This is a genomic window from Merdimmobilis hominis, assembly GCF_900104615.1.
GTDB lineage: Bacteria > Bacillota > Clostridia > Oscillospirales > Ruminococcaceae > Merdimmobilis > Merdimmobilis hominis.
The window spans coordinates 1551486-1559215 of record NZ_LT629939.1 but is presented as its reverse complement, the minus strand read 5'-3'; the positions used below and the strand labels follow the sequence as shown (position 1 = coordinate 1559215).

The 7730-nt window shown below is 52.7% G+C and carries 15 protein-coding genes; all 15 read right to left on the bottom strand.

Annotation, left to right across the window (positions count from 1 at the left end):
* A partial coding sequence (locus tag BQ5353_RS07625; protein ID WP_074026319.1) for an immunity protein Imm33 domain-containing protein occupies positions 1-896 on the bottom strand: 896 nt, incomplete at its 3' end.
* A gap of 15 nt (positions 897-911) precedes the next feature.
* The gene (locus BQ5353_RS07620) at positions 912-1262 is read right to left on the bottom strand and encodes a DUF6547 family protein (protein ID WP_054331400.1); all 351 of its coding nucleotides are present in this window, start codon (positions 1260-1262) and stop codon (positions 912-914) included.
* Positions 1259-1567 carry a DUF6881 domain-containing protein gene (locus BQ5353_RS07615; protein ID WP_054331399.1) on the bottom strand — a complete coding sequence of 103 codons (309 nt, stop codon included), beginning with the start codon at positions 1565-1567 and terminating at the stop codon, positions 1259-1261. Before BQ5353_RS07615 ends, BQ5353_RS07620 begins: the two co-directional genes overlap by 4 nt.
* A gap of 10 nt (positions 1568-1577) precedes the next feature.
* Positions 1578-1841 carry a hypothetical protein gene (locus BQ5353_RS07610; RefSeq protein ID WP_054331398.1) on the bottom strand — a complete coding sequence of 88 codons (264 nt, stop codon included), beginning with the start codon at positions 1839-1841 and terminating at the stop codon, positions 1578-1580.
* Positions 1838-2278: an immunity 51 family protein gene (locus BQ5353_RS07605; protein ID WP_054331397.1), complete on the bottom strand. Its 441-nt coding sequence runs from the start codon at positions 2276-2278 to the stop codon at positions 1838-1840. The genes BQ5353_RS07610 and BQ5353_RS07605 overlap by 4 nt, the downstream gene beginning before the upstream one ends.
* A 10-nt stretch (positions 2279-2288) precedes the next feature.
* Positions 2289-2540 (bottom strand): hypothetical protein, encoded by a 252-nt coding sequence (locus BQ5353_RS07600; RefSeq protein ID WP_054331396.1) that lies wholly within the window; start codon positions 2538-2540, stop codon positions 2289-2291.
* The gene (locus BQ5353_RS07595) at positions 2537-3136 is read right to left on the bottom strand and encodes a hypothetical protein (RefSeq protein WP_071427636.1); all 600 of its coding nucleotides are present in this window, start codon (positions 3134-3136) and stop codon (positions 2537-2539) included. The genes BQ5353_RS07600 and BQ5353_RS07595 overlap by 4 nt, the downstream gene beginning before the upstream one ends.
* 17 nt (positions 3137-3153) lie before the next feature.
* A complete protein-coding gene (locus tag BQ5353_RS07590; protein WP_054331395.1) occupies positions 3154-3390 on the bottom strand; it encodes a hypothetical protein in 237 nt (78 codons plus the stop codon).
* Positions 3391-3398: 8 nt separating this feature from the next.
* The gene (locus BQ5353_RS07585) at positions 3399-4358 is read right to left on the bottom strand and encodes an NTF2 fold immunity protein (RefSeq protein ID WP_071427634.1); all 960 of its coding nucleotides are present in this window, start codon (positions 4356-4358) and stop codon (positions 3399-3401) included.
* 27 nt (positions 4359-4385) lie between these two features.
* The gene (locus BQ5353_RS07580) at positions 4386-4739 is read right to left on the bottom strand and encodes a DUF6572 domain-containing protein (protein WP_054331394.1); all 354 of its coding nucleotides are present in this window, start codon (positions 4737-4739) and stop codon (positions 4386-4388) included.
* A 5-nt stretch (positions 4740-4744) separates the two neighbouring features.
* A complete protein-coding gene (locus BQ5353_RS07575) occupies positions 4745-5071 on the bottom strand; it encodes a DUF5713 family protein (RefSeq protein ID WP_054331393.1) in 327 nt (108 codons plus the stop codon).
* Between the two features lie 16 nt (positions 5072-5087).
* Positions 5088-5633 (bottom strand): hypothetical protein, encoded by a 546-nt coding sequence (locus BQ5353_RS07570; protein WP_054331392.1) that lies wholly within the window; start codon positions 5631-5633, stop codon positions 5088-5090.
* Positions 5634-5649: 16 nt separating this feature from the next.
* Positions 5650-6654, bottom strand: coding sequence for a DKNYY domain-containing protein (locus BQ5353_RS07565; protein ID WP_054331391.1), 1005 nt, complete (start codon positions 6652-6654; stop codon positions 5650-5652).
* A complete protein-coding gene (locus BQ5353_RS07560; RefSeq protein WP_054331390.1) occupies positions 6651-7205 on the bottom strand; it encodes an SUKH-3 domain-containing protein in 555 nt (184 codons plus the stop codon). The genes BQ5353_RS07565 and BQ5353_RS07560 overlap by 4 nt, the downstream gene beginning before the upstream one ends.
* An 11-nt stretch (positions 7206-7216) precedes the next feature.
* Positions 7217-7720 carry a DUF2004 domain-containing protein gene (locus tag BQ5353_RS07555; protein WP_054331389.1) on the bottom strand — a complete coding sequence of 168 codons (504 nt, stop codon included), beginning with the start codon at positions 7718-7720 and terminating at the stop codon, positions 7217-7219.
* Between the last annotated feature and the right edge of the window lie 10 nt (positions 7721-7730).

The following is a 7730-nucleotide window of genomic DNA, read 5'->3' as shown; positions in this document are numbered from 1 at the left end:
TTCTCATGCCACTTCTGGCACTGTTTCAAAATGTCCATATCAGGGTCCTCCTCGTCCTCATCCGATTTCCAGTCTTTGATCTGCTGGAACACGCCGTTCTCATCCCGCTCAAAGGCGCAGGGGGCGGGGGTGTTCAGCAGAGGGATGATGTCGGGATCGTCGTTGCAGATTGTGTTCAGCTTGTAAATCCCGGCGTTGTTGGGGTCGTCCATGTACGCCTCGCTCTCATCCCCGGCGGTGAAGCGCCAGCCGCTGTCCCAGCCGCCGTCCGGCTCCTCCCGGTAGCAGTAGCCAACCTTGCAGCCCTCCACCGTGATGCGGTTGGTGGCAATGCAGCCATCGGCACCTTCCCAGTCGGGAAGCAGATGTTTCACATCTTCCGCCTTTACATGGTAATCCCGGTTGCGGCCAGCTGCCTCGTACAGCTCCCTCCGCAGGGCCTCCACATCCCGAGCCATCTCCTGGATCTCCTCGTCGTCCATCATCTCACTGAGGTCATATTCCAGCGGGTTCTGGGTAAAATCCTCCAGAGCCTTGTTCATGGCGTCGTGTTCCTCTGGCGTGGCGGTGATGCGGATGCGGCGGGAGGGGGTGTTGTACTCGTCCAGATCGTGGAGGTTCACACTGCCGCTGACGCTGCACTCCAGCAGGATGGCGGCCAGGTCGGTGACCACATCAATGGCGAAGTGGAAGTCCATCTCCACGCCATTGGAGTGGGTGAACTCCAGATACTCCACGGTCTGGCGGAAGTCCCAGTTCTGTTTGTCCAGTCCGATTTTGGCGAAGATCTCGCTGAGGGGGATTTCCTCCTTTTTCTGATCCTCTAAAAATGCCACAAGGTTCAGGCTGTCATCGGAACCTCCAATAAAGTTGCCCCAGTATTTTTTGATATACATTCGTCACGCCTCCTTTTATTCCGGCCACTCATCGCCGTCACAGCGGCTGATGAAGTCATAGTGCAAACTCTCAAAATAGTCGTTGGAATAGGCTTCACCGTCCTGATGAAGCTCCAAACCATCCAGATCCATCATTTTATTGATATAAGCAAGGGCAGTATGGATACCCGCAATATGTTCGTCCTGAAGCATCTCGGCTATTATACCTTTCTGTTCTGGGGTCAATGTGGCGAGAAGCTCGTTTTTCGCCTTATTGTCCTCCGTCTTGGGGAAACCATCGCCCTTGACCCACCGGGCTGTCATACTGTCTTTCCGCTCCACAAGACCGTCAATAAATATCTTATATAGTTCAAGTTCCTTACTCATGTTAAATCCTCCATTCCCAAGTAATAAAATTGGCTCTCCCAATTGGCCTCAAATTCCGCTTTCTCTATGACGCAGGCGTGGAATTCCTCGCCCCAGACATGGGCGTTCAGTTCCTCCACAGTGGGGACGGGCGTGATCTCGATGGCACCGTCGTAAAGGTCGGGGATATTGCGGGTGCGTCCATCTGCAAAGATGTCGATGGAGCGGAGGGCCAGCCGCTCATTTTCGGTATCCACTTCATAGAGGATGACCGGTGGTTCTCCCTCTGGTGCGCTCTCCCAAAAGAGTTTGATGTACTCGATCATTCCATTTCCCTCATTTGAACCAATGCCACCCCGTCATGGTGCCGGTTACCTCATCTATCTGTATTGCAATATCATAATTGCCACGACAGCCCAGCAAGGCCGCGAGATGATTGTTTTCCATAAACAAATCACAAAACTCAACCGCTATACCTTGGAATTCCTTTGGAATCTCCAGCGCGGCAAAGAAATCCACTGACTGAGCATTTTGGAAAAATTCAATGGCCGTTTTACTGCATTTTACTATAATCCCTGTTTGAGTGGTCAACTCTTTCATGCTTTCGCTGCCTCGCTCATGTTCAGATACATCCCCATCGTTTTTTCATCGGCACAGGCCGCCCGGATCATTTTGGCCAGCATCATCAGGTCGTCGATATATTGGGAGTAGACACAGAACACATCCTCGTCGGAGTCGAAGTGAAACAGATCCTCGCCGCTGTTGCCTTCCTCGAACTCCCGGATCACACCCCGGGCCAGCCGTTCCCAGTCTCCGCTGCTGCCGGTCAGCCCCAGCCGGCAGAATTCTTCTACCCGAAATCCGTCGCTGATTTTCAGCAGAAGGGAGATGGCATAGGGGTGGTGGGGAATGAGAAAGAATGGCGCGATCTGCTCCGGCTTCACCCAGATTTTGAAGGGCGGGCGCGGATCAGGTATCCAGAGCAAGATTTCCCATTCGTCCTCCGGCCGGTTTCCGTATTGGCAAAGGTCTTTCATAGTGTTCTCCTCATTCAATGTCGCTTAGTTCTTCTTTCACATCCAGTGGAGCACCGTCCAGAGATGTGATCTGTGCCAGCTCTGTTTTAGTCAGATTTTTCAGGAAAATGCAGTATTCGTCCGGGTGGCCTCCCACAAATTCCATTTTAGGCATCTCGATCTGCTGTGGGTCGGTGATCCACAGGCAGGGCTCTCCCGTTGCCCAAAAGTGAGTCAGAGTAAGAATTTGGCCGTTATAAATAACTTTCTGCTCCGTCCTCAACCCTCCTGTAACTTCTTCAGCAGCTTCACGATCTGCTCCCGGTTTTTTGCGGTTTTCATGAAGGTGGGGAGATGGTCGGCCTGAGTCTTTTTCGCTCTTCCCGGCGGCTTTTCCCGCAGGTCGGTGCTGAGATAGCCGATTAGATAGGCAAGGTGCTCCCGGTTGAGTGCCCAGACCGGCTTGCCCTGGAAGGAGGTCAAAAACCACAGCTCCAGGCCAAAATAAGGTTCCCGTCCGTTCTGAATCTCAGCAGTATAGGAAAATGCTTCAGCTGTTTTATGAACTTCTCCCGACATGGTTGTCCCACAATAGGGACAGGCCACATGGAGAACGGAAAAGTGCTGCCTTTCCTCATCTTCAATATCCACCCGATAGTATCTGCCGCAGTTTTTGCACTGGTTATGGACATCATAGCGGTAGATCGTCCGGTCGCGGGTCTCCTGATGGCCGCAACTCAAACAGCGGAAATAGGCGTTATCCTCATCCGCTGTCACCACACCCGCGCCGTGGCACTTGGGGCATTTCACCTGAATGCCGGAGGTCAGGGCGTTGTATGCACTGTATGTAAAGTAGGGTTTATCGACGATTCGGCTCATGCGCCCACACACTCCTTTCATCCGTCTTTCTCTAAATAAAATCCCCATACGCAGTTGGAGAACTCTCCAGTAGCAAAGCGGTGGATCTGCCCATCAATCTCTACCTGCCAGACCTCGAAGGTATGGTCTTGGTGATAGATGGGGTCTTTGATTTTTACCCGCTTGCCGGTGGTTTGCCAGTCGTAGTCAAAGATGTTCACACCGAACAATTTGCATTGACCGTCCGGGCCAAAGGTTTCATATTCCCAAGCCATGTGATGCCTCACAATTCCGTGCGCTGCCAGCCGTTCAGCCGCTCCTGCACCGCATCAATCTTCCAGCCTTCGCCCACACGCTTCATAAGAAAGCGGCGGTCAAAGCCGGTGTGTTTCTCTCTGGTGTAGATGTAGAGCTTGTTCTTGGTGATCTGCTCCGCGTCCAGGAACTGCTCCCCCTTGTAGGTGCCCTGGGCACTGTACGAGAGGCCCAGGGGCCGGTAGCCCGGACGGGGCTTTTCACTCACATACTTCTTCCAGATCTCCAGCAGGCGGGGCGTAGCCTCGGCATCTTCAAACTCAACCTGCTCCATGTACTGCTCCCATTCTGTCATCTCGGCAAAGAAAGCGGACAACACCCTGCGGCATTCCTCCGCAGCCTGCTCGTTCAGCTTGGCGGGCTTTTTGGCCCTTTCCCGCTGGATTTGGGAGAAGTATTCCATCTGCTCCTTGGTGAATTGCACATGGGCCACCGGCTTGATGTAGTTGTTGCCGGCGATGGCCAGCAGGCCCTCATAGGTAACAGCGGTATGGTCGATCTGGATGTGGGAGAGTTTGGGGATGGAGGCCGCCTGGAGAAGACCGGCATCGTCCAGCCCGGTGCGGTTGAGGGTCAGAAGGTCCAGCTTGCAGCCTTGCAAGGCGGACAGACCGCTGCCGTGGATGGCGGCATTGCCGTCCAGCAGCAGATAGCGCAGCTTGGGCATAGCGGAAAAGACGGGGAAACAGGCGTCGGTGAGTGCGCCGTTCTCCACGCCGAAGTTGGCCATGCTTTTGTGCCCGGCAAAGGGGGCAAGCAGTTCATCGGTCACCGGATAACCTTTCACATGGAATCCCACCAGGGTGTAACCGGCCAGCCGCTCCATGAGTTCCATGGTCAGCTCTGGGATCTCAAATTTCTTTTCTCCGTCTAAGGTCAGGACACCGTTTTCCCAGTCCGCTGTCCGCGCCCGTTTTGGCCATTCCATCGTTGTAAGTCTTCCTTTCCAGGGATGTCATCTCTGCTCCACAAAGTGAACAGGCGTTCCTCCGATTTCAAATTCCAACTTTACGCCATAATCATCCGCCCAGGGCTGGCACTTGCTGAGTAGCTCCACCACCAGCTGGTCGGGTTCTTCATCAAAAGTGACCCGCAAAATTACAGACCATTTCCCATATTCCTTCTGAAATTCTTCGCTCTGTGTATGATTTAGGTAACCTTCCATCTTGTCCAGCAGGGCCTTTTGCGTTTCCGGAGAGCCGTCAATAAAGCCATTGCAGACCAAAACCATTAATACTTCATTGCTTTCGCGTTTCTCCGCCAGAATGTCGATCTTGTGCAGATCCCCGAGCATATCTTCAATCGTCATTGTTATTACCAGTCCCTTTCCCGAATAGCCTCCTCGGTGTCAATGGGGATGCCAAACCACTCCAGAATATAGGCCACGGTTGACGCGATACATTCCCGTGCCACCGTTTCAATCTCACTGTCGTTCTCGTCAAACTCCTCCTGGAGATCATTGATACCGCAGACCGCCTCATCCAGCGTTGCCTGTATCACTTCGGTATCGGTTTCGCCGCTCTCCAGCAGGCCGATGACCTTCTGGAGTTCGTCCTTTACCTTGTCCACCAGAAAATCGGGGTAATAGCCGTCCTGGTACATCTCGTCCAGCAGCTTATAATTGGGGTCAAATGTTTTCATCGTGATTTCTCCTTTCTCATTCAAACATCAAACCGTATGATTCGGTCAGGCTTCCGTCGTCCTCGTGAAATATACACTGATACAGAGGCTCACGCTGGGTTGCTTTGCGGAATCGCTCCAGAACCAGAGCCAGCGGCTCACCGGTAGGGATACCAAGCGCATCAGACACCCGCCGCAAGCTGTCCACATCCATATCTTCCAAGTTGGTGTTACGCTGTCTCTGCCCATATTCCTCCAGTGTTTTGGAATCCACATACTCCTTTGCATCACAGCAGTCGTGCCAGCAGATGCAGCTCACGATCAGTGAAAAAAGGTCATCCATGCTCTCAGCCAGACGGCCTGTCTCACCTTCGCTGCTGTAATATCCAATGGAGCCATCTTCCAACAGGTGGTATTCTCCGCCGGAGCCATCTCTGGCAAACGCCATGCCGGGCAGGGAGAAGGTGCATCGGCCTTCTGCGTCATCCCGCGGGGACAACTCATTCAGCAGGAAGAAGTCAAACAGCGAATCAAATTCCTCTGCCAAATCAGGGTTTTCATGCAATATCTTCAAATAGTCCATAGCCGTTTTCCTCCGTTTACGGTTCTTGGGTCATTTTGCGCAGCTGTTCCAGCCACTGTGTTTCTTCCATTATCTCATCGTTCTGGTAAAAGTGGTCTTTATCGCGGGCCAAATGGTCAGCGAGCAGAGGTGCGTCCAACGGGGTGCAGACTGTGAAACTGTCCCGATCCGCCCCCTTGATCTCACGGTTGAGGTAGTACACTCGTTTGGCATCGCGGGAATACCAGTGCCCAATCAGTTCCCAGGAAGTCAGCTCTGCTTTGGGAAGCTGCTTGCCGTAGGCATAGATCCGTTTCTCATCTCTGGCAAAATAGGTGTCGCCCAATGAGCGGAAAGAGGAAACTTCCGCGCCCTTGATGATCTTCACCTTGCCGTCTCCGTTGTGGAAGTAGACTTGCCGGCTGTCCTTTGCATATCCCTGGGGCGCACCCGAATCGTTCTGGCCGTTGTCTAATACCTGGAAGGCTGCCAGCTCTACATCTGGGATTCTCCCGCTGGTGGTGTAGACGGCTGTTTTGTCCATCGCGTAGGCATAGTTTAACACCCGAAACGATGCCGGGTCTGCTCCACGCAGGCGAATCCCACCGAGAAAGCAAGCCGTAGAGGATTTGCCCCAGTAATGCCAGCAGCAGAAGTCTTTGGGCGCAACACCCTTCAAAAGGCCGTTTTCATATAGGCCGGAGAAGTAAACCGCTCCATCCTTGAGGAAAAACTCGTTGTCCACCGGCTCTGTGTTGGTGATCGGTTGGAGCATTTCTTCGTGCTCGGCTGTGATGCTAAACTCGATCTCATCGTCGCTGTAAATTAAGTAGAGCCCATGATGGGATTTCCCACCGAAATGCAGTTCAATGTCATGGTATTTGAGGATCAAAGGCTTCCCGCCGCTTCTCATGGTGGAAACGGCATCGGGATTCCCGAAGATCTCTATGACCTCATCCTGCGATATTCCGAATTTCAGCGGTGAAATGTCCCGCGGATTCTGCAATATTTGATTGCGCCAAATAGTAAAGTCCTGTTTCATAGTTTTCCGTCCAGTGCCTCCACAGTTTTCATGGCAGCGGAATCAAAGTTGCACTGCCGCAGTTCCCGTTCGATCAGGGCAAACACATCGGGAAAGCACTCGATCTCGTCCTGATACTCATATTTCGCATACAGTTTCCCGTGCTCTGAGATCCAGACCTCTGCCGGGTAGTAGTAGCCGATATGGCCGATGGGCTGGCACTTCTGACCAGCTGTCTGCTCAATTTCCGCCAGCTCACAGCCGGACATATCCCGGAAATAGGCGTCCTCCAAATGGTTTTTGATTCCATTGACCAGGTAAGGAAACAAAGCAAACTCAAAGTCAGCCGCCCATTTCAGCTTTTTCTGCGCCAAGTACCACTCACAGCACAGGCCGAAATATTTGCGGTAAAACCGTTGGGTGGTCTTCATCATCGGGACGTCATGGTCGGCGTAATATTTCTCCGCAATGGAGATGTCCACTTTTCGCCCTTCCTGCCACCCGGCGTACTCCATCAGCTGCTTGACCTTGCTGCCCAGATCGCCGGAGATGAGGATGCGTTCTTTCGTCATGGGGTACCACCTCAGCTCTCATGAGTAATACAAAAAATCTCCTTCTTCAAATCAAAGTAGATTACCATCAGCTCGTCGGTAATCTCCGGGTTGAAGGACAGATCCAGAATGAAAACTTGCTGATTCATCTCGCTATCCACCAGACTGCCGAACCGCTTGAGCTTCAAAAAGTCCACCATCTCGGCAAAGGACAGCTTGGATGGATCGGTTCCCGGAAAAAGTTCCGCCGCAATATCCGGGCCTACATCGTCCCGGTGGAACTCCATGAAAAATGTCACAACGCTATGGTAGCGGCTGTCCTCGTCCGCCAGCGCCGCTTTAATGGCGGATTTGGCCTTTTCCGCCAATTTCTCCGCCTCATCCAGCATTTCTCCCACCGCATCCATGGCAGCAGGATCGCCGGTCAGTTCTTCCTCTACATCGAAGATAAAGGGCAGTCCCGATTCCTCGGGAAAGTTGAAGATTTCCTCGCCGGGTGTATATATAAAATCAATGCGTTTACAGTTCAGCTTCATCTCTGCTCCT

Excerpts from the sequence above, each read along its gene's own strand:
- BQ5353_RS07620 (WP_054331400.1), bottom strand. The coding sequence starts at position 1,262 with ATGAGTAAGGAACTTGAACTATATAAGATATTTATTGACGGTCTTGTG.
- BQ5353_RS07615 (WP_054331399.1), bottom strand. The coding sequence starts at position 1,567 with ATGATCGAGTACATCAAACTCTTTTGGGAGAGCGCACCAGAGGGAGAA.
- BQ5353_RS07610 (WP_054331398.1), bottom strand. The coding sequence starts at position 1,841 with ATGAAAGAGTTGACCACTCAAACAGGGATTATAGTAAAATGCAGTAAA.
- BQ5353_RS07605 (WP_054331397.1), bottom strand. The coding sequence starts at position 2,278 with ATGAAAGACCTTTGCCAATACGGAAACCGGCCGGAGGACGAATGGGAA.
- BQ5353_RS07595 (WP_071427636.1), bottom strand. The coding sequence starts at position 3,136 with ATGAGCCGAATCGTCGATAAACCCTACTTTACATACAGTGCATACAAC.
- BQ5353_RS07590 (WP_054331395.1), bottom strand. The coding sequence starts at position 3,390 with ATGGCTTGGGAATATGAAACCTTTGGCCCGGACGGTCAATGCAAATTG.
- BQ5353_RS07585 (WP_071427634.1), bottom strand. The coding sequence starts at position 4,358 with ATGGAATGGCCAAAACGGGCGCGGACAGCGGACTGGGAAAACGGTGTC.
- BQ5353_RS07580 (WP_054331394.1), bottom strand. The coding sequence starts at position 4,739 with ATGACGATTGAAGATATGCTCGGGGATCTGCACAAGATCGACATTCTG.
- BQ5353_RS07575 (WP_054331393.1), bottom strand. The coding sequence starts at position 5,071 with ATGAAAACATTTGACCCCAATTATAAGCTGCTGGACGAGATGTACCAG.
- BQ5353_RS07570 (WP_054331392.1), bottom strand. The coding sequence starts at position 5,633 with ATGGACTATTTGAAGATATTGCATGAAAACCCTGATTTGGCAGAGGAA.
- BQ5353_RS07565 (WP_054331391.1), bottom strand. The coding sequence starts at position 6,654 with ATGAAACAGGACTTTACTATTTGGCGCAATCAAATATTGCAGAATCCG.
- BQ5353_RS07560 (WP_054331390.1), bottom strand. The coding sequence starts at position 7,205 with ATGACGAAAGAACGCATCCTCATCTCCGGCGATCTGGGCAGCAAGGTC.
- BQ5353_RS07555 (WP_054331389.1), bottom strand. The coding sequence starts at position 7,720 with ATGAAGCTGAACTGTAAACGCATTGATTTTATATATACACCCGGCGAG.